Origin of the sequence: Microbacterium sp. NPDC058389 (genome assembly GCF_042722305.1) — a bacterium.
GTDB lineage: Bacteria > Actinomycetota > Actinomycetes > Actinomycetales > Microbacteriaceae > Microbacterium.
Genome location: NZ_JBHXJQ010000003.1, coordinates 63725 through 82336 on the forward strand (window position 1 = coordinate 63725; position 18612 = coordinate 82336).

18 protein-coding genes are annotated in these 18612 nt (G+C 71.9%); 4 read left to right on the forward strand and 14 right to left on the reverse strand.

Annotated features, from left to right (window positions below):
- Window positions 1-38: 38 nt before the first annotated feature.
- From ACFWJ8_RS05520 to ACFWJ8_RS05530, 3 genes are all read left to right on the forward strand, one after another.
- Window positions 39-962 carry an ABC transporter permease gene (locus tag ACFWJ8_RS05520; protein WP_378809700.1) on the forward strand — a complete coding sequence of 308 codons (924 nt, stop codon included), beginning with the start codon at window positions 39-41 and terminating at the stop codon, window positions 960-962.
- 9 nt (window positions 963-971) lie between these two features.
- Window positions 972-1772, forward strand: a complete 801-nt coding sequence (locus ACFWJ8_RS05525) for an ABC transporter permease (RefSeq protein ID WP_378809702.1) — start codon at window positions 972-974, stop codon at window positions 1770-1772.
- Between the two features lie 164 nt (window positions 1773-1936).
- Window positions 1937-2587 carry a PadR family transcriptional regulator gene (locus ACFWJ8_RS05530; RefSeq protein WP_378809704.1) on the forward strand — a complete coding sequence of 217 codons (651 nt, stop codon included), beginning with the start codon at window positions 1937-1939 and terminating at the stop codon, window positions 2585-2587.
- A gap of 11 nt (window positions 2588-2598) precedes the next feature.
- On the opposite strand, the gene ACFWJ8_RS05535 is transcribed toward ACFWJ8_RS05530, so the two are convergent.
- From ACFWJ8_RS05535 to ACFWJ8_RS05595, 13 genes are all read right to left on the reverse strand, one after another.
- Window positions 2599-3552 (reverse strand): NAD(P)/FAD-dependent oxidoreductase, encoded by a 954-nt coding sequence (locus tag ACFWJ8_RS05535; RefSeq protein WP_378809705.1) that lies wholly within the window; start codon window positions 3550-3552, stop codon window positions 2599-2601.
- On the reverse strand, window positions 3545-3874 hold the full coding sequence (gene fdxA / locus ACFWJ8_RS05540; protein WP_378809706.1) for a ferredoxin: 330 nt from the start codon (window positions 3872-3874) through the stop codon (window positions 3545-3547). Before fdxA ends, ACFWJ8_RS05535 begins: the two co-directional genes overlap by 8 nt.
- Entirely contained in the window at window positions 3871-5289 is a 1419-nt protein-coding gene (locus tag ACFWJ8_RS05545; RefSeq protein ID WP_378809708.1) for an FAD-dependent oxidoreductase, read from the reverse strand. The genes fdxA and ACFWJ8_RS05545 overlap by 4 nt, the downstream gene beginning before the upstream one ends.
- The gene (gene cobA, locus ACFWJ8_RS05550; RefSeq protein WP_378809710.1) at window positions 5286-6104 is read right to left on the reverse strand and encodes a uroporphyrinogen-III C-methyltransferase; all 819 of its coding nucleotides are present in this window, start codon (window positions 6102-6104) and stop codon (window positions 5286-5288) included. Before cobA ends, ACFWJ8_RS05545 begins: the two co-directional genes overlap by 4 nt.
- The gene (locus tag ACFWJ8_RS05555) at window positions 6101-7009 is read right to left on the reverse strand and encodes an ABC transporter permease (protein WP_378809712.1); all 909 of its coding nucleotides are present in this window, start codon (window positions 7007-7009) and stop codon (window positions 6101-6103) included. The genes cobA and ACFWJ8_RS05555 overlap by 4 nt, the downstream gene beginning before the upstream one ends.
- Window positions 6999-7877: an ABC transporter ATP-binding protein gene (locus ACFWJ8_RS05560; RefSeq protein ID WP_378809714.1), complete on the reverse strand. Its 879-nt coding sequence runs from the start codon at window positions 7875-7877 to the stop codon at window positions 6999-7001. The genes ACFWJ8_RS05555 and ACFWJ8_RS05560 overlap by 11 nt, the downstream gene beginning before the upstream one ends.
- Window positions 7878-7880: 3 nt before the next feature.
- Entirely contained in the window at window positions 7881-8969 is a 1089-nt protein-coding gene (locus ACFWJ8_RS05565) for an ABC transporter substrate-binding protein (protein WP_378809715.1), read from the reverse strand.
- Window positions 8970-9025: 56 nt separating this feature from the next.
- The gene (locus ACFWJ8_RS05570) at window positions 9026-10336 is read right to left on the reverse strand and encodes a sulfate adenylyltransferase subunit 1 (RefSeq protein WP_378809717.1); all 1311 of its coding nucleotides are present in this window, start codon (window positions 10334-10336) and stop codon (window positions 9026-9028) included.
- Window positions 10336-11337 (reverse strand): sulfate adenylyltransferase subunit CysD, encoded by a 1002-nt coding sequence (cysD, locus tag ACFWJ8_RS05575; RefSeq protein WP_378809718.1) that lies wholly within the window; start codon window positions 11335-11337, stop codon window positions 10336-10338. Before cysD ends, ACFWJ8_RS05570 begins: the two co-directional genes overlap by 1 nt.
- A complete protein-coding gene (locus tag ACFWJ8_RS05580) occupies window positions 11334-12077 on the reverse strand; it encodes a phosphoadenylyl-sulfate reductase (RefSeq protein WP_378809720.1) in 744 nt (247 codons plus the stop codon). Before ACFWJ8_RS05580 ends, cysD begins: the two co-directional genes overlap by 4 nt.
- Window positions 12074-13804, reverse strand: coding sequence for a nitrite/sulfite reductase (locus ACFWJ8_RS05585; protein WP_378809722.1), 1731 nt, complete (start codon window positions 13802-13804; stop codon window positions 12074-12076). The genes ACFWJ8_RS05580 and ACFWJ8_RS05585 overlap by 4 nt, the downstream gene beginning before the upstream one ends.
- Before the next feature lie 162 nt (window positions 13805-13966).
- Entirely contained in the window at window positions 13967-14659 is a 693-nt protein-coding gene (locus ACFWJ8_RS05590; RefSeq protein WP_378809724.1) for a sirohydrochlorin chelatase, read from the reverse strand.
- Window positions 14660-14796: 137 nt separating this feature from the next.
- Window positions 14797-15648, reverse strand: coding sequence for a MarR family winged helix-turn-helix transcriptional regulator (locus ACFWJ8_RS05595; RefSeq protein ID WP_378809725.1), 852 nt, complete (start codon window positions 15646-15648; stop codon window positions 14797-14799).
- Window positions 15649-15762: 114 nt separating this feature from the next.
- Between ACFWJ8_RS05595 and ACFWJ8_RS05600 the strand changes: the two genes are divergently transcribed.
- Window positions 15763-16383, forward strand: coding sequence for a MarR family winged helix-turn-helix transcriptional regulator (locus ACFWJ8_RS05600; protein WP_378809727.1), 621 nt, complete (start codon window positions 15763-15765; stop codon window positions 16381-16383).
- 18 nt (window positions 16384-16401) lie between these two features.
- Here ACFWJ8_RS05600 and ACFWJ8_RS05605 read toward each other — a convergent pair whose 3' ends face one another.
- Entirely contained in the window at window positions 16402-18537 is a 2136-nt protein-coding gene (locus tag ACFWJ8_RS05605) for a substrate-binding domain-containing protein (protein WP_378809728.1), read from the reverse strand.
- Between the last annotated feature and the right edge of the window lie 75 nt (window positions 18538-18612).

The following is an 18612-nucleotide window of genomic DNA, read 5'->3' on the forward strand; positions in this document are numbered from 1 at the left end:
CCGCCCCTGCTCCGCACCCCGACACGACCGGAGAACCGATGACCGACACCCTGTCCGCCCCGCCGCCCGCACGCTCGGTGGCGGCGCCGCGCCAGACGCCCGCCCGCCGAGCCTCCGCGTGGCTCAGCGCGCACCCGCGGTTCCGCCTGGCGTTCCTGCTGACGGCGCCGCTGTTCTGGCTCGGCGTGGTGTACATCGTCGCGCTCGTGCTGCTGCTGGTCACGGCGTTCTGGACCGTCGACAGCTTCACCGGCGAGATCGTCACCGACTGGACCCTCGACAACATCGTGACGGTCCTCACGGGGGCGCTGTATCAGACGGTCACGCTCCGCACCGTGGGCGTGGCGCTGCTGGTGACCCTCATCGATGTCGTGCTGGCGCTGCCGATCGCGTTCTACATGGCCAAGGTCGCGTCGCCGCGCACGCAGCGGTTCCTCGTGATCGCCATCCTCATGCCGCTGTGGGCGAGCTACCTGGTGAAGGCCTACGCCTGGCGGTCGGTGCTCTCGCAGGAGGGCATCCTGGAGTGGCTCCTCGCCCCGTTCGGCCTCCACACCCCCGGGTACGGGCTCACGGCGACCGTCATCACGCTGTCGTACCTGTGGCTGCCGTACGTGATCCTGCCCATCTACGCAGGACTGGAACGTGTGCCGGACTCCCTGCTGGAGGCATCCGCGGATCTCGGCGGGCGGACGTGGCGCACCCTCGCGAGCGTCGTCCTCCCCCTGGCCTTCCCGGCGATCATCGCGGGCACCATCTTCAGCTTCTCGCTGTCGCTCGGCGACTACATCACGGTGAACATCGTGGGCGGCGCGAACCAGATGCTCGGCAACCTCGTCTACACGAACGTCGGAGCGGCCAACAACCTGCCGCTCGCGGCGGCGATCGCCCTGATCCCGATCGTCATCATCTTCGGCTACCTCGCCCTCGTGCGTCGCACCGGCGCCCTGAACAACCTCTAGGACCCGGAGATGCGACTCTCGCGCACGGCCCGCACGGTGCTCGGCATCGTCACCGCCCTCATCCTGCTCGCCGTCTACCTGCCGCTGTTCGTCGTGCTGGTCAACTCGTTCTCGACCTCGACCTCGCTCACGTGGCCGCCACCGGGATTCACGCTGGAGTGGTGGGGCAAGGCGTTCCAGAGCGCGGGCGCGCTGGAGGCCGTGGGCACGAGTGTCGCGATCGCGCTGGTCGCCACGATCGTGTCGCTCGTGCTCGGGACGCTGATCTCGCTGGCACTGCAGCGGTTCGAGTTCTTCGGCCGCGACGCCATCTCGCTGCTGATCATCCTGCCGATCGCCCTGCCGGGCATCATCACCGGCATCGCGCTGAACAACTTCTTCCGCACCATCATGGGCGTGCCCCTGTCGATCTGGACGGTCGTCATCGCGCACGCGACGTTCTGCATCGTGACGGTGTTCAACAACGTCATCGCCCGGCTGCGGCGCACCGGCACGAACCTCGAGGAGGCATCCGCCGATCTGGGCGCCGGGATCTGGACCACGTTCCGGCTCGTGACGTTCCCGCAGCTGCGCTCGGCGCTGCTCGCCGGGGCGCTGCTCGCCTTCGCCCTCAGCTTCGACGAGATCATCGTGACGACGTTCACCGCCGGGTCGGGCGTCACGACGCTGCCGATCTTCATCCTGAACAACATGTTCCGGCCGAACCAGGCGCCGGTCGTCTCGGTGATCGCCGTGGTGCTGGTGATCGTGTCGATCGTGCCGATCTACCTGGCGCAGCGGTTGTCGGGGTCGGAGCAGACGCGCCGCTGACGAGGGCCATGTGCGGCGGGCGGCCCCCAGACGCGCCCGCCGCTCCGACGATCGCGGGCCCCCACAGCCGCTCACGCCGATGGTTACTGCAATCTGCAGTATATGGTCGAAGCGGCGCCGCCGCGCTACTGTTTCTTTTCCGGCCCACGGAATGAGGACACGCTTTGCCCGACCGCGATCTCTCGACGACGGGATACCTCACCCTCGGCCTGCTCGCGGGCCAGGACTGGTCGGCGTACCAGCTCGCCGAACAGCTCGGGCGCGGTGTGGCCGAACTGTGGCCGTCGGCGGATCGCGGCCGGTACGCGGTGCTGAACCGCCTCGCCGAGCTGGAGTACGTGGGCACGCGGCAGGAGCACACCGGCAAGCGCATCCGCACGATCTACTCGATCACCCCCGCAGGGCGCGAGGCGCTCGCCGCGTGGCTGAGCACACCGCCGCGGCCGCCGAGCATCGAGTTCGAGGGCATGGTGCGCGTGCTGCTGGCCGACCAGGGATCGCTCGACGACCTGCGCGCGACGCTGCAGCACACCCGCGAGAGCGCGCTCGCCAACCGCGAGATGTTCGCGCGCTACGCCGCCTACATCAGCGCCACCGGCGGCACGTTCCCCGAGCGGCGACACCTGTTCGCGCTCGCGAACACGTTCATGATCGGCCACTACGACCACATCCTGAGATGGACCGACTGGGCCGAGGGGCAGCTCGCCGATTGGCCCGACACCGTGACGCCCGCGAGCACCCACGAGGCGCAGGTGCGCGACATGCTCACGCCCGGCCGCGAGGCGTGGGAGCAGGACCACTCCGGCAGCGCCTGACGCGCCCGCGATCAGTGCGCGGTGCGCACGCCGATCAGGTCGTGCACGAGCACCGCGGCGGCGCGCGCGCCCTGACCGGCCGCGACGATGAGCTGCTGCGGGCCGGGGGAGGCGGCATCCCCTGCCGAGTACAGCCCCTCGACGGACGTGCGGCCGGAACGATCGGTGACGAGATTGCCGAACGCGTCGCGTTCGAGGTCGATGCTGCCCAGGAAGTCGAGAGCGGGATGCCACTGCGGGCGTACGAAGCCGCCCTCGATGCCGATGCGGGTGCCGTCGGCGAGGCGCACCGCCGACACGATGCCGCGGTCGCCCTCGAGATCGTCGATGCGGCGTCGCTCGACGACGATCCCGGATGCCGCGAGCTCCGCCTCCTCGACGGTGTCGACGGCGTCCGACCCGTTCGTGAACACGGTGAGGCGGTCGGTCCAGCGGGCGATCAGGCGCGCCCGCGACGCGAGGTCGGGGGTCTCGCCGATGAGGGCCAGCGGGCGGTCCTGCAGCTCCCACGCGTCGCACGCGGCGCAGCTGAACACCGTCATGCCGTAGAACGCACGCAGGCTCGGGATGTCGGGCAGCGTCTCACGGAGTCCCGTGGCGACGAGCACCGACCGTGCGGAGACGGCGGGAGGGATGCCGGCGCCCCGGCCGTTGAGCGCCGCGAGGAAGCGGCGGCCCTCCCCGTCGTCCCGCTGCTGCAGCGCCGTCACGACCGTGCGGTCGAGGACGCGGACGTTCGGGTATGCGGCGAGCTCCGCGCGGGCGAGCTTGCGCAGCTCCAGCGGCGGCACGCCGTCGCGCGTGAGGAACCCGTGCGACCGCAGCGTCGCCGCGTTGCGGGGCCGGCCGGCGTCGACGAGCACCACCGAGGCGCGGGCGCGCCCGAGGTTCAGCGCGGCCGAGAGGCCTGCGGGCCCGCCGCCCACGATGACGACGTCGACCTCGGTCGTGGGGGCGTCAGTCATGGCCCTCTCCTTGCGGTGGGAGCGCGGCGATGATCGGGTGATCCTTCGCGAAGACACCCGACTTCGCGGCGCCGCCGGGTGAGCCGATGTCGTCGAAGAACTCGACGTTGGCCTTGTAGTAGTCCTGCCACTCGTCGGGCAGGTCGTCCTCGTAGTAGATCGCCTCGACCGGGCACACCGGTTCGCAGGCGCCGCAGTCCACGCACTCGTCGGGGTGGATGTACAGCGAGCGGTCACCCTCGTAGATGCAGTCCACCGGACACTCGTCGATGCAGGCGCGGTCCTTGACGTCCACGCACGGGAGCGCGATGACGTAGGTCACGGGACGAGGGCTCCGCGGGAGATCTGCACCTGCTCGTCGCGGGGCACGACCTTGACGCGCTCGCGGGTGTGCTCGTGGGTCGCGCCGAGCTCGCGCTCGTGCGCGTCGAGGGCGAGCCAGCCGTCCCACGTCGTGAAGGCCACCTCGCGCTCGTCGAGCAGGTCGAGCACGTCGCCGTCCACCGTGGGGGCGGTCAGGCGCCCGCCTTCAGCATCCGCGACGAGGTGCGCGATCGTCTCCATCGCGTCCGACTTGGTGTGACCGATCAGGCCCACCGGCCCGCGCTTGATCCAGCCCGTGGCGTACAGGCCGGCGACCACCGGTGCGTCCTCGTCGCCCGTGGTGGCGGCATCCCTCACCCGTCCTTCGACGTTCGAGACGACACCCGCGCGCACGTCGAACGGCGCGTCGATGACAGGCGTGCCGTAGTAGCCGACCGCGCGGTACACCTGCTGCACGGCGAACTCGCGGAACTGGCCGGTGCCCTGCACTCTGCCGTCGCCCACGGGCTCGTTGCGCTCGAACCGGATGCCGCTCACGCCGGTCTCGGGCGAGCCCACGACCTCGACGGGCGAGTGGTAGAAGTGCAGGTGCAGGCGGCGGCTCGCTCCCGTGGACTCGCGCGTGCGCCAGCTGTTCAGGATGCGGAGCATCACCTTGAGCTGGTTGTTCGCGGCGTTCGCGGGGTCGGCGTCGGCGAAGTCCTCGTCGTGCACGACGATGTCGACGTCGGGCACCTCACCGAGCTCGCGCAGCTCGATCGGCGTGAACTTGATGTCGCCGGGACCGCGGCGTCCGAACACGTGCACGTCGGTGACCGCCGAGGACTCCAGGCCGGCGAGCACGTTGTCGGCGATCTCGGTGGGGCGCAGATCGACGGCGTGCTTCGCGAGCACGCGGGCGACGTCGAGCGCCACGTTGCCGTTGCCGATGACCGCGACCTCGCGCTGGTCGAGCGGCCACTCGGTGGGGACGTCGGGGTGGCCGTCGTACCAGGCCACGAAGTCCGCCGCGCCGAACGAGCGGGGCAGGTCGATGCCGGGGATGTCGAGCGCCGCGTCGCGGATGGCGCCGGTCGCGAGGATCACGGCGTCGTAGCGCTCCTGCAGTTCGGCGATCGAGATGTCGCGGCCGACCTCGACGTTGCCGATGAACCTCGTGGTGCCGGCATCCAGCATCTCGTGGAGCGAGTTCACGATGCCCTTGATGCGGGGGTGGTCGGGCGCGACGCCGTAGCGGATCAGGCCGTACGGCGCGGGGAGCGACTCGAACAGGTCGATGCGTGCTTCGACAGGCTCAGCATCCGGTCCCTGAGCTTGTCGAAGGGCGTTCGTGAGGATGTTCCCGGCGTAGATGCCGGCGGGACCGGCGCCGACGATCGCGACGCGGAGGTTCTGGAGGTTCGACGAGGTCACTGTGCGGGGGCCTTTCGGATGCTGCCCGCGGTGCGCGCGAGCGGGTCGTACGTGTCGAGTTCGAGGGTCTTCAGGTCGGCGGGCGCGTACGGGCTCAGCCGCACGACATCGCCCACGACCACGACGGCGGGGGAGCGCACGCCGCGCGCGGCGGCCTGGTGCGCGATGGTCGAGAGGGTGCCGACCGTGACGCGCTGGCCGGAGCCGTAGCCGTCCTCGACGATCGCGACGGGGCAGTCGCCGCCGCGCTCGCCGCGGGCCAGCGTGATCGCCGAGTTCGCCAGCGTGCCGACGCCCATGAGCAGCACGACGGTGTGGTCGCGGCCGCCGCCGAGCGACTCGATCTGGTCGTGCGCGGTCGCGACGGTGAACGCCGTCGCGACGCCGCGATGGGTGAGCGGGATGCCGGCGACCGCGGGCACCGAGACGGCACTGGTGATGCCGGGCACCACCTCGACCACGACGCCCGCGTCCTGGCACGCGAACAGCTCCTCGCCGCCGCGGCCGAAGACGTAGGGGTCGCCGCCCTTGAGCCGCACGACCGTCTTGCCGTCGTGGGCGAGCTGCACGAGGAGCGCGTTGATCGCGTCCTGCGGCACGGCGTGGTGACCGGGGCGCTTGCCGACGTCGACGACCTCGGCGGTCAGCTCCACGCCGTCCGCCGCGAGACCGTCGAGCACGGCGCGGGCGCCGAGGCGGTCCGCCACGATCACGTCGGCGGCCTCGAGCGCGCGCAGCCCCTTCAGGGTGAGCAGGCCCGCGTCGCCGGGGCCGGCCCCGACGAGCCAGACCTTGCCGGTGGGTGCGGCGGTCATCGTGCGCCTCCCGTGATGAGGAGCCCGCGGCGCTTCAGCATCCGTCGCTCCAGCGGGCCGAAGAAGACCAGCTCGATGAGCACGCCGATCGCGAGGATCACCAGGATCGTGCCGAGCACGCCCGCGAGATCGGCCAGCTCGCGAGACTGCTGCAGCATCGTGCCGAGGCCGAAGCCGATCGTGCCGCCGACCGTGATGATCTCCGCGGCCATGAGCGACCGCCACGAGAACGCCCAGCCCTGCTTGAGGCCTGCGAGATAGCCGGGGAGCGCGGCGGGGAGGATCACCGAGGTCGCGAGCTGCCAGCGCGAGGCGCCGAGCACCGTGCCGACGCGCCGCAGCTGCGGCGGCACCTGGTCGATGCCGGCGATGAGGCCGTTGACGATCGACGGGATCGCGCCCATGAGGATCACGAAGTACACCGTCGCGTCCGACAGGCCGAACCAGATGATCGCGGCCGGCACCCAGGCCACCGACGGCAGCACCTGCAGGCCCGAGATGATCGGGCCCACGGCGCGCCGGATGGGGCGCACCTCGGCCAGCAGCAGGCCGATGGGCGTGCCGACGACGATCGCGATGAGGAAGCCGATGACGCCGCGTTCGAGGCTCGTCGCGACCGCCTGCTGCAGGCGGCCAGAGTCCCACGCCTCGCCGAGCGCGGCCGCGACGTCGGCCGGACCGGGGACGATGTCGGGGCGCGGGTGGGCGAGGACGACGTACAGCTGCCAGACCACGATGAGCAGGATCACGAACGCGATGGGCGGCAGCACGCTCGACGCGAAGCGGCGCCAGCGGCTCGGGCCGGCGTCGGCGTCGGTCTGGAGCTTGTCGAGACCGGAGGCGAGGCTGCGGAGGTCGCTGTCGTCCTCGGCCGGCCGGTCCAGGGTCACAGTGTCACGCGGCATTGCGACGGATCTCCTTGCGCAGCTGGTCGGTGATCTCGACCGACAGGGCGGCGACCTCGGGCGACTCGATGCGCCGGCCGGTGGTCTTGGCGATCCGCCACTCCTGCACGATGCGCCCGGGGCGGCTGCCCATGAGCACGACGCGCTGACCGAGGCGCGCGGCCTCGCGCACGTTGTGCGTGACGAACACGATGGTGCGGCCGGTGGCGCGCCACACGCGCTCGAGCTCCTCGTGCAGGAGGTCGCGCGTGATGGCGTCGAGTGCCGCGAACGGCTCGTCCATCAGCAGCACGGGCCGGTCCTGTGCGAGGGCGCGCGCCAGGGCGACGCGCTGCCGCATGCCGCCCGAGAGCTCGTGCGGGCGCTTGTCGGCGGCGTCCGCGAGGTTCACCGCATCCAGCAGCGACAGCGCCTTCTCGCCGCGTTCGGAGCGAGGAACACCGCGCAGGCGCAGCGCCAGCTCGACGTTGCGGCGCGCGGTGAGCCACGGCATGAGCGCCGACTCCTGGAACATGACGGCCGAGCCGCCCGCGGGGGTCTCGATGGTCCCGGCCGTGGGCCGGTCGAGTCCGGCGATGAGGTTGAGGAGCGTGGACTTGCCGCATCCCGATGCGCCCAGCAGGCACACGAACTCGCCCGGTGCGATATCGAGCGACACGTCGTCGAGCACGACCGGGCCGTTGCCGAAACGCTTGGACACGCCGTCGATGCGGACGGCGGGGGCGGGTGCCGCGGCGACCGGCGGGACCGGCGCGACGCCGTCGAAGCTCGGGCCGAGCAGGTTCGCGGGCTTGCCGGCCGAAGCCGGCGCGCCCGCCTCCGGGGCCGCGCTGGCGGCCCCGGAGGCGGAAGCGGGAGCGGTGCTCATGTGTCAGTCCTCGCCGAGCCCTGCGGCCGAGACGGTGTCTTCACCCTCGGCCTTGAGCTGCTCGTTGAGCAGGCGCAGGTCGAACAGCCCGTCGATCGAGCCCTTCTTCTGCGTGCCCGCGTCGACGCCGTTCTGGACGAGCGTCTCGAACGTGTCGGCGACCGGGTCGACCGAGAACGTCACGTGCTCCAGCGCGCGCTCGATGACCGCGTCGTCGAGCGGCTTGCCCGTCTCCTTCTCGATCGCGCCGTTGATGACTCCGGGCGCCTCGTCGGGGTTGTCGGCGATCCACTTGACCGCCGCTTCGTGGCCCTTCAGCAGCTCGGCGACCACGTCCGGGTGCTCGTCGAGGAACTGCTTGCGCACGAGCAGCACGGTCGTCGGGAAGTCGCCGTCGTCCCACAGGTCGGCCTCGTCCTGCAGCACGTGCGCGCCGGCGTCGATGATGAGGCGCGACACCCACGGCTCGGGCAGCCAGGCGCCGTCGAGCTGGCCCTGCTGGAACAGGGTCAGGGTCTGCGCGTTCTCGGTGGGCGTGACGTGCACGTCGCCGCCACCGGCGGTGTCGGTCTCGTAGCCCTCGTCGCCGAGCCACTTGCGCAGCGCGACGTCCTGCGTGTTGCCGAGCTGCGGTGAGGCGAGCGTGGTGCCCTTGAGGTCTTCGGGCGAGTCGATGCCGTCGCGCACGACGAGTGCGGCACCGCCGATCGCCGCGCCCGCGACGATGCGCGCCGACTCGCCGCCGGACTGGATGAACGTGTTGATCGACGGGTTCGGCCCGATGTAGGTCGCGTCGATGGCGCCGGCCGAGAGCGCCTCGATCGCGGCGGGACCGGCGTTGAACACCTGCGTCGTGATCTTCACGTCGTCGCCGAGCGCGTCGGCGAACAGGCCCTCCTCCAGGCCGACGAGCGCGGGGGCGTGGGTGACGTTGGCGAAGTAGCCGAGGCGCACCTCGCTGACCGAGGGGCTGTCGGACGTGGCGTCGGCGGCGGGCTTCTCGTCCGCCGCGGCGGAGGCGCAGCCGGCCATCATGGCCGCTACGAGTCCCAGGGTTGTGAGTGCTGTCGTGGTGCGGATGATCTTGTTCACGGTGTCGCCTCCTTAGGTCGGGTGTTGCTCGATGGATGGGGTTGAGCGCGACGGGTTCAGTCGCGCACGATGCCGGCGGCGAGCGTCGCGCCGTCGGACGGATGGATCACGAGGAACGAGCCCCCGTGGCGGCTGGTGCGGTAGGGCTCCAGCGGCAGGTCGGCCGCCAGGCGCAGCCGTACACGGCCGATGTCATTGGTCTGCAGGGTCTGCGCCGGCTCGTGGGTCAGCGCGTCCAGGTCGTAGCGGGACTCGATCTGCGCCACGATCGCCTGCACGGTCGCGGTGCCGTGCTTGACGAGGACGCGGATGCCGGGGGTCAGCGCCCGTGCGTCGAGCTGGAACAGCTCGGCGTCGACCTCGCGCTGCGCGGCCGGCAGCGTGCCGGCCGCGACGACGAGCGCTCCGCGGGCCGCGTCGATGTCGGCGTCGAACTCGAGCGACACGGACTGGGGCGCCGTGGCCTCGGCGACCTCGACACCGGCCGAGCGGATGCCGCTGACCGTCGCGGCGGTCCCCGCGGGGAAGAGCTCGACCCGGTCGCCGACGCGCACGACGCCGCTCGCGATGCGGCCGGCCACGGCACGGTAATCGCGCAAGCGCTCGGCCTCGTCGGGGGCGATGCCGGGCGCGAGCCCGCCCTGCGGGCGCAGCACCAGCTGGACCGGCAGGCGCAGCGGCTCGAGCTCCTGCTCGAGCTCATCGGCAGCCGGGAGGGTTTCGAGGAGCTCCAGCAGCGCCGGGCCGTCGTACCAGGGCGTGCGCGCGGAGCGCTCGACGATGTTGTCGCCCTCCAGCGCCGACACGGGCAGCACGTGCAGCCCCTCGATGCCGAGCTCGGTCGCGACGGCCTGGGCCTGTGCGGCGACGTCGGCGAAGGCATCCGCCGAGAAGCCGATGAGGTCGATCTTGTTGACCGCCACGATCACGTGCGGCACCCGCAGCAGCGCGACCACCGCGAGGTGGCGGCGCGTCTGCTCCAGCACGCCCTTGCGGCCGTCGACCAGCACCACGACGGCGTCGGCCGTCGTCGCACCGGTGACCATGTTGCGCGTGTACTGCACGTGGCCGGGGCAGTCGGCGAGGATGAACGACCGCGCGCCGGTGGAGAAGTACCGGTAGGCCACGTCGATCGTGATGCCCTGCTCGCGTTCGGCGCGCAGGCCGTCGGTCAGCAGCGCGAAGTCGAACGCGCCGTGCGCGAAGCCGCGGTCGGCCGACGTGCGGGCGACCTGCTCGAGCTGGTCGGCGAGGATCGCCTTCGAGTCGTGCAGCAGGCGGCCGACGAGCGTCGACTTGCCGTCGTCGACCGACCCTGCCGTGGCGAAGCGGAACAGCGTGGGGGTGGCGGTGAGCGTCGCGGTCATCAGAAGTACCCGTCCTTCTTGCGGTCCTCCATGGCCGCCTCGCTGAGGCGGTCGTCGGCGCGGGTGGCCCCACGCTCGGTGAGGGTGGAGACGGCGACCTCGGCCACGATCGCGGCGAGATCGGCGGCATCCGATTCCACCGCGCCCGTGCAGCTCATGTCGCCGACGGTGCGGTAGCGCACGGTGCGCACCTCGACGCTCTCGTCCTCGCGCGGCGGCGAGAACGGGCCGACGGGGCGCCACATGCCGTCGCGCTCGTAGACCTCGCGCTCGTGGGCGAAGTACAGCGGCGGCAGCGCGATGCCCTCGCGCTCGATGTACTGCCACACGTCGAGCTCGGTCCAGTTCGAGATCGGGAACGCGCGCACGTGCTGGCCGGGCGTGTGGCGGCCGTTGTACAGGCTCCACAGCTCCGGGCGCTGGTTGCGCGGATCCCACTGACCGAACTCGTCGCGCAGCGAGATGATGCGTTCCTTGGCGCGTGCCTTGTCCTCGTCGCGGCGGGCTCCGCCGAACACGGCGTCGTGCCGGCCGGCGGTGATGGCGTCGAGGAGCGGCACCGTCTGCAGGGGGTTGCGGGTGCCGTCCGCCCGCTCCTGCAGGCGGCCGTCGTCGATGTAGTCCTGCACGCGGGCGACCTCGAGGCGGATGCCGAGGCGCTCGACGGTCTCGTCGCGGAAGGCCAGCACCTCGGGGAAGTTGTGGCCGGTGTCGACGTGCAGCACGGGGAACGGCACCCGGCCCGGCGCGAACGCCTTGGTGGCCAGGTGCAGCACGACGACGGAGTCCTTGCCGCCGGAGAACAGCAGCACGGGCCGCTCGAACTCGGCGACGACCTCGCGGATGACGTGGATCGCCTCGGCCTCGAGCAGGTCGAGGGTCGACAGTCCACGGGCTCGGTCGCCCGGCTCGGAGATATCGCCGTACTCGGAGATCTCGGGTGAATCGGTCCGAGCCTGGCCGGATCTCCGAGTCTCGCGGGCGGTGGTGGAGAGGGTCATTCGTGCAGCCCGCATTCCGTCTTCGAGGATCCGGCCCAGCGGCCGGACCGGGGGTCTTCGCCGGCGGCGACCGGCTTGGTGCACGGCTCGCAGCCGATCGAGGGGTAGCCGAAGCCGACCAGGAGGTTGACCGGCGCCTTGTGCTCGGCGGCGTACTCCAGCACGTCGTCGAAGCTCCACGCGGCGACCGGGTTGACCTTGACGAGGCCGTTGCGCTCGTCCCACGTGACCAGGGGCGTGTTCGTGCGCGTGGGCGCCTCGTCGCGGCGCACCCCGGTGAACCACACCTCGTATCCGCCGAGCGCGTCCTGCAGCGGCGCGACCTTGCGGCGCGCGCAGCACAGGCTCGGGTCGCGCTCGAACAGCTTCGCACCGAACTCCGCGTCCTGCTCGGCGACCGTCTGGTCGGGCGTGATGTCGACGATCCGCACGTCGAGGGCGCGCTGCACCTCGTCGCGCGTCGCGTAGGTCTCGGTGAAGTGGTAGCCGGTGTCGAGGAACAGCACGTCGACGCCCGGCAGCTGCTCGGCCACGACATGGGGCAGCGCGGCGTCGGCCATCGAGCACGCGACGGCGGCGGCATCCACCGAGAAGTTGCGGGCCACCCACGCGACGACCTCGGCGGCGGATGCCTCGTGGTCGGTCAGGCTGCCGAGCTCGAGGTTGCCCTGCTCGGCGAGCGCCTTGAGCTCTTCGTGCGTGCGCGTGACGGCGACACGGGGAGCGAGCGAGACGGTCATTGGAGGGCCTCCTCTTCTGCGCGGTGTGCCCACTGCGCGAACGTCTCGTCGCTGGCGGCATCGCGCTCGGCGAGGAACCGCTTGACGACCCGCTCGGTGTAGTCGGCGATGCCATCGGCGGCGACCTTCAGCCCGCGCACGGTGCGGCCGAGGCCGGCCTCGTCGCGGTCGGCGTTCACAAGCCCGCCGCCCAGATGCACCTGGTAGCCGGGCACCTGCTCGCCGTCGATCGTGACGAGCTGTCCCTTCAGGCCGATGTCGGCGGTCTGGATGCGGGCGCACGAGTTGGGGCAGCCGTTGACGTGGAGCGAGATCGGATGCGGCAGCTCGAACTGCTCGAGACGCTTCTCGAGGTCGAGCACCGCGGCCGTCGCATACGCCTTGGTCTCGACGATGGCGAGCTTGCAGAACTCGATGCCGGTGCAGGCGATCGTGCCGCGGCGGATGAGGCTCGGGCGTGCCGACAGCCCGAGCTCGTCGAGGCCGGCGATGAACGGCTCGACGCTCTCCTTCGGGATGTCGAGGAACACGAGCTTCTGGTGGGGCGTCGTGCGCAGGCGGGTCGAGCCGTGAGCCTCGAGCAGGTCGGCGAGCTTCGCGAGCGTCGGGCCCGAGACGCGGCCGACGATCGGCGTCGCGCCGATGTAGAAGCGGCCGTCCTTCTGCTCGTGCACGCCGACGTGGTCGCCCTGTGCGAGCGGCTTCGGAGCGGCGGGGCCGTCCGGCAGCTCGTAGCCCAGGTACTCGTCCTGCAGCACCTGACGGAACTTCTCGGTGCCCCACTCGGCGAGCAGGAACTTCAGGCGCGCCTTGTTGCGCAGGCGCCGGTAGCCGTAGTCGCGGAAGATCTGCGCGACGCCGTGCCACGCCTCCGCCACGCGCTCGGGCGAGACGAAGACGCCCAGGCGCTCGGCGAGGCGCGGAGTGGTCGACAGGCCGCCGCCGACCCACAGGTCGTAGCCGATGCCGAGCTCGGGGTGCTCGACGGCGACGAAGGCGACGTCGTTGATCTCGTGCACGACGTCCTGGCTGGGGTGGCCGGTGATCGCGGACTTGAACTTGCGGGGCAGGTTCGCCAGCGACGCGTCGCCGATGAAGCGCGACGTGATCGCGTCGATCTGCGCCGTCGGGTCGATGAGCTCGTCGGCGGCGATGCCGGCGACGGGCGAGCCGAGGACGACGCGGGGCACGTCGCCGCACGCCTCGGTGGTGCCCAGGCCCACGGCCTCGAGGCGGCGCCAGATCTCGGGCACGTCCTCGACGCGCACCCAGTGCAGCTGCACGTTCTGGCGGTCGGTGAGGTCGGCGGTGCCGCGGGCGAAGTCCGTGGAGATGCCGGCGATGACGCGCAGCTGCTCGGTGGTGAGCTGACCGCCGTCGATGCGCACCCGCATCATGAGGTACTCGTCCTCGAGCTCTTCGGGCGTGAGGGTCGCGGTGCGGCCGCCGTCGATGCCGGGCTTGCGCTGCGTGTAGAGGCCCCACACGCGGAAGCGGCCGTGCAGGTCGGTGGGGTCGATGCTCTGGAAGCCGCCGACGGAGTACACGTTCTCGATGCGCTCGCGCACGCTCAGGCCGTCGTCGACCTGCTTCCACTCCTCGTTGCCGTTGAGCGGCGCCTTGCCGTCGATCTTCCACTGGCCGTTGGGCTTGGACGACGGGCGCGGAGGGCGCACGGCGGCGCGCGGGCGATCCGCCGCGTGCGGTTCGGTGTCGCTGATGGTCACGGTGCCTCCGGGGTGGATCCCGGGGCGCGGCCCCGGGCGGGACTCTACCGAGTCCATTCCGTGAGGCTAGAAGCGGCGACCGTGTCGGCCTATCCGAACGTCAAGTGACGTTAACCGGCGTAACCGGGCGTCACACAGTTGCAGCGCGACGCCTTTGTGGACTCAGTCCGACAAACCGGCGGACCCGTTGTAGCGATCCACGACGAGGTCGACGAGGGATGCCGGCGGCTCATCGCTCCCGAGCAGCGGCGGTGCGACCGTGGCCGAGCCCGAGAGCGTCACGGCGAGGTCGTGGAAGTACCCCGGCGCCAGCAGATAGTCGGCGACGACCACGCGTTCGCCCGCAGTGGACACGGCGACGTCGAGCCGCGGATCCGCGGCGGCGAGGAACCCGACGGCCACGTCGCGGCCGAGCCGCGCGCCCAGCATCCGCGCGGTGACGCGGCAGTCCTCGTTGGCACGGTCGTCGCTGGACCCCGCGACGGCGAGCACGAGCGCGTCCTCCGGGCGCGGTTCGACGGTCGCGAGCCGTGCGGCCAGGGCGTCGACGAGCCGCGCGTCGGGTCCGAGTGCCGGCGCGATCGTGACGTCGTCGCGACCCGCGGACTGGTGGATGAGATCGACGCGCACGTGATACCCGGCCGACAGCAGCAGCGGCACGATGACGACGGGCGTCCCGGCGGGGATCGCATCGAGGGATGCCGCCACGTCCGGCTGCTGCACATCGACATGGCCGAGTCGCACGATGGTGCCGGGCAGGCGGGCGGCGACGGCGTCGACGAGGGCGGCCACGGCCGCCTGGCCCGCGGGCGAGGACGTGCCGTGCGAGATCGCGAGGAGCGCGGGACGTGTCACGCACTCATCATGCCCGCACGATGTGACGCCCGTGTGACGCCGGGTGCGGCATCCCCCGTCTGCCGGGGTGCGAGAGAGGGCGGGTCCGCCGCGCCGAAGCGCCGTGGACCCGCCCTGTAGGAGAGGGATGCCGCACCTCAGGCGTCGCGGTCCTCGCGGCCGCGGGCGAACCCGGCGTCGAAGCCGCGCTCGTACGCCTCCTGTGCGCGCCGGCCGCCGCCCTGACCGCGGCCGTGCCCGCCGTAATGCGGGTGGTCGTGGTGGCCGTGGCCGCCGTGCGGGTGGTCGCGGCCTTCGTCGCAGCCGGGCTGCGGCCCGTGACCGCGGCCGCGCATCTGCTCGTCGCCGCGCTCGGCCGGACGTCCGGGGCGACCCGGGCCGAAGCCGCGGTGGCGGTTCGGGCCGAATCCGTCGCGGATCTCGGGCTCGAACGGGCGCGGGCGCCCGCCGAAACCGAAGCCCGGGCCGAAGTCCGGACCGAAGCCCGGAACGCCGAACGGCGGACGGCCGAAGCCGGGACGGCCGAAGCCCGGGCGACCGAAGCCGCGCTCGGCGGCGGTGGTCTCGTCCCAGCCCAGTTCGCGGGCGATGGCCTCGAGCGAGGTCGTGAGCTGCGTGTACGCGTCGTCGCCGACCGCGCCGGTCACCCGCGAACGGATGCCGTCGACGATGGCGCCGATGCGCTCCTTCTCGGCGCGGCCGAGGTCGGTGAGCTCCCAGGTGCCGTCGCCCTTCTCGAGCACCCAGCCGCGGTCTTGGAGCGACCGCAGGCGCTTGCCCTTGCGGGCGAGGCGCTCGGCGAGGCCGGGCGCGTCGACGTCGCCGGACACCACGTTGAGCAGCATCCAGTCGCGACGGGAGACGCCTTCGGCGTCGAGCGCCTCGGCGAAGGCGCGGGTGAGCAGACCGTCGACGGCGCGCAGCCAGTAGCCGAGCGGGCGGGCGGGCGGGGGAGTGTCGTTCTCTTCGTTCAGATTCATGTCGTCCATGAGAAGTCCTTTCGTGGCGGCCGAGGTCCGGCCGCGGATTACATGTCTTAGTGCATGTACATGCAGTGTGACATGCACTTGGAGTACATGTCAAGTCACATGTAAATTGGGATGATGCCGGCCACACCTGACGACCCCTCCGACGCCATCGCCGCCGCCCTCGCCCGGCTGCGGGGTCGCCGCCCGCCACGGCCGCCGTGGGCGGAAGGGCCTCACGGCGGCGGGCCACATGCGCACGGCGGCCCGGCGCCCGGCGCCCGCGGTCACGGGGGACCGCACGCAGCGCCCGGCTTCGACGCGGACGGCGCCGGCGCCTTCCCCGGGCGCGGCGGTCCCTGGGGCCGCGGCATGCCCGGCGGGCACGGGGGTCCGCCGTGGGGCGGAGGAGGGCGCTTCGGCGGCCCCGCGCGCATGCGGCTGCTGGAGGCGCTGGCCGCGGCATCCCATCCGCTCTCGGTCGGCGAGATCGCCGAAGCCGTCGGGGTCGATCAGCCCCGCGCGTCGCGGCTCGTGCAGCAGTCGGTCGAGCTCGGACTGGTGCGGCGCGAGGCCGACCCCGACGACGCGCGGCGCACGCGCGTGGCGCTGACGGATGCCGGCACGCGGCTCGTGCGCGGGTTCCGGGGCGAGCGGCGCGAGGCGATCGACGCCGCGCTCGCCGCGTTCACCGACGCCGAACGTGCGGAGCTGGCGCGCCTGCTCACCAAGCTCGCCGACTCCTGGCCCGGCGCCTGACGCACCGGGCCCGCAACGTCAGAAGCTCGTGACGAGGTCGCCGAGGACGGCCTCGAGCTTGGACGGGTCGGTCGCGTCGTAGTAGTGCGCACCGGTCGCGCTGGAGATCGACTGCAGCGTCGGCACGTCGGCGTCGGCGCCGTACGCGAGCGTGAAGATCAGCACCGGCGTGTCGTGGTGCATGCCCTTCAGATCGGCGATCATCTGCTCGGCGCCGATGGTCGGTGCGTTCGGGGTGTCGTTCTTGCCGTCGCTCAGCAGCACGATGGCGTTGATGTGATCGCTCGACCACGTCGACGCCTGCTGCTTCGCGAACTCGTCGACCGCCTGGTACAGCGGGGTGTCGCCCATCGAGGTGATGCCGTTCAGCGCGCCGAGGAACCCGTCGCGCGACGTGCCGATGTCGGACACGGGCGCCACGAGGCCCGGCACCATGGCGCCGTCGGGCGCCTGCGCGAACCCGGCGAGGCCGACGTCGTCGCCCGTCGTGAAGTGTCCGAGCGCCGCCTCGATCGCCTTGCGCGCCTGGCTCAGCTTGGTGTCGCTCGGCGAGATGGGCTCGTCCATCGAGCCCGAGACGTCGAGCAGGAACAGCACGTTGGCGCGCTTGCGGACGTCGGGGAACGAGGCTTGCACGGCCGTCACGACGTCGGCACCGGGGAACGCGAGAGCGGTGGTCAGGTCCGCCGAGAGCTGGCCGACCTTCTGTACGCTCTCGTCGAGTGCGCGGTTGAGGTCGCGGTAGCCGGCTCCGCGCACGACGGACTGGCCCTGCGCCGTGAGCGCGTAGCGGATGAAGTCGGCGGCGGCCTCGGACTCGACCGGGTCGATCCAGGCGCCGGTGAGGCGCATCGCCGGGTTGTCCGCGGCGTAGTAGCCGTCGGTCGGGTAGATCGGGATCAGCTGCTCGGCCGGAGGCTCGGCCTGCGTGCGGTTGATGCCGTCGCGGCTCGTGATGCCGCGGTTGTAGTCCCACACCGACTTCTCGTCGACGATCACGGCCGACAGGAAGTCGGCGGACGAACCGGATGCCTCGGCCTGGCGCGCGTGCCACAGGAAGTGCTCGGGCGTGGCCATGTAATGGCTCGTCGCCGTCTCGTTCTCGTGCACGGTGCTCTGGATCGCGGGGTCCTCGACCTGCGCTGCGGTCAGGTCGGCGACGGAGCCGGCCGCGGTGCCGTACGAGGCGTACATGGCCGCCTCGCCGGAGGTGGCGACGAGCGGGCTGGTCTTGCCGAGCTTGAATGCGCCCCACTCGGGGTGGCCGAGGCCGCTCCACAGGTCGGAATCCCCTGCCGCCTCGAACACATCGGTCCAGCTCGGCGCCTCGGACGACCACCCGATGGCCTGGGCGAGAGGCTTGGGCATGGCGAGCACGATGTTGGAGATCGCGACGCTCGTCCCCTCCTTGCCGATCGAGGTCGCGCCCTCGGACTGCGCGACGTCGATCCACGTCGACGAGTCGGGCAGCCACACGGTGGGCTTCTGGTCGTCGGCGGAGTTCGGGAAGCCGGTGGCCACGACGGCCGCGGCAGCGCCCGACTTCTCCTTGCTGGAGGTGACGGTCACGCACGAGCCGGCGACGTTGCGGGGCTGCGCGTTGTAGGCGGTGGCGAGGCTCTCGACCATCTCGGCGTTCTCGTACGACGAGAGCACCCGGACGGTGACGCACAGCTCGGCGCCGGCCGTGGCGGCCGGCTCGTCCTGCGGGAAGGTGATCGGCTTGACGGCGGCGGGGACCGCGGGCGGCGCGTCGGCGGCAGCCGGGCCGGAGCCGGCCAGGTTCGACACGATCGCGTACGACACGGTGCCGATCGACCCGACGAGCACGACGATGCCGAGGACGGTCGTCCACAGCACGATCTGCTTGCGCCGACGGCGGCGGCGCTCACGGCGCTCGTCGATCGCGGACGGGCGGCCGGGCTTCGCGCCCGCGGGCTTCGTCGCCGCCGAGCCGAATGCGGCCGCGGCAGGGGTTGCGCCGGCGGGGGCCGATCCGGTCGGGGTCCAGCCGGCGGAGGCGGTCGCGGAGGGGACCGGCGCCGGCGTCGGATCGGGGGTGGAAGAGGTCGGCAACGCTGCCGTCGGGGGCGGGGAGGACTGGCCGCGGCGAGGTCCGGGCGCGTCCTCGTCGCCGCGCGTGCGATCGCGCATGAAGGCTTCCTCGAGGTCGGTCTGGCCGTGAGGCCGATCGGGGGGTTACCGGCCGGGTCGTCCGGTAAAGCCACA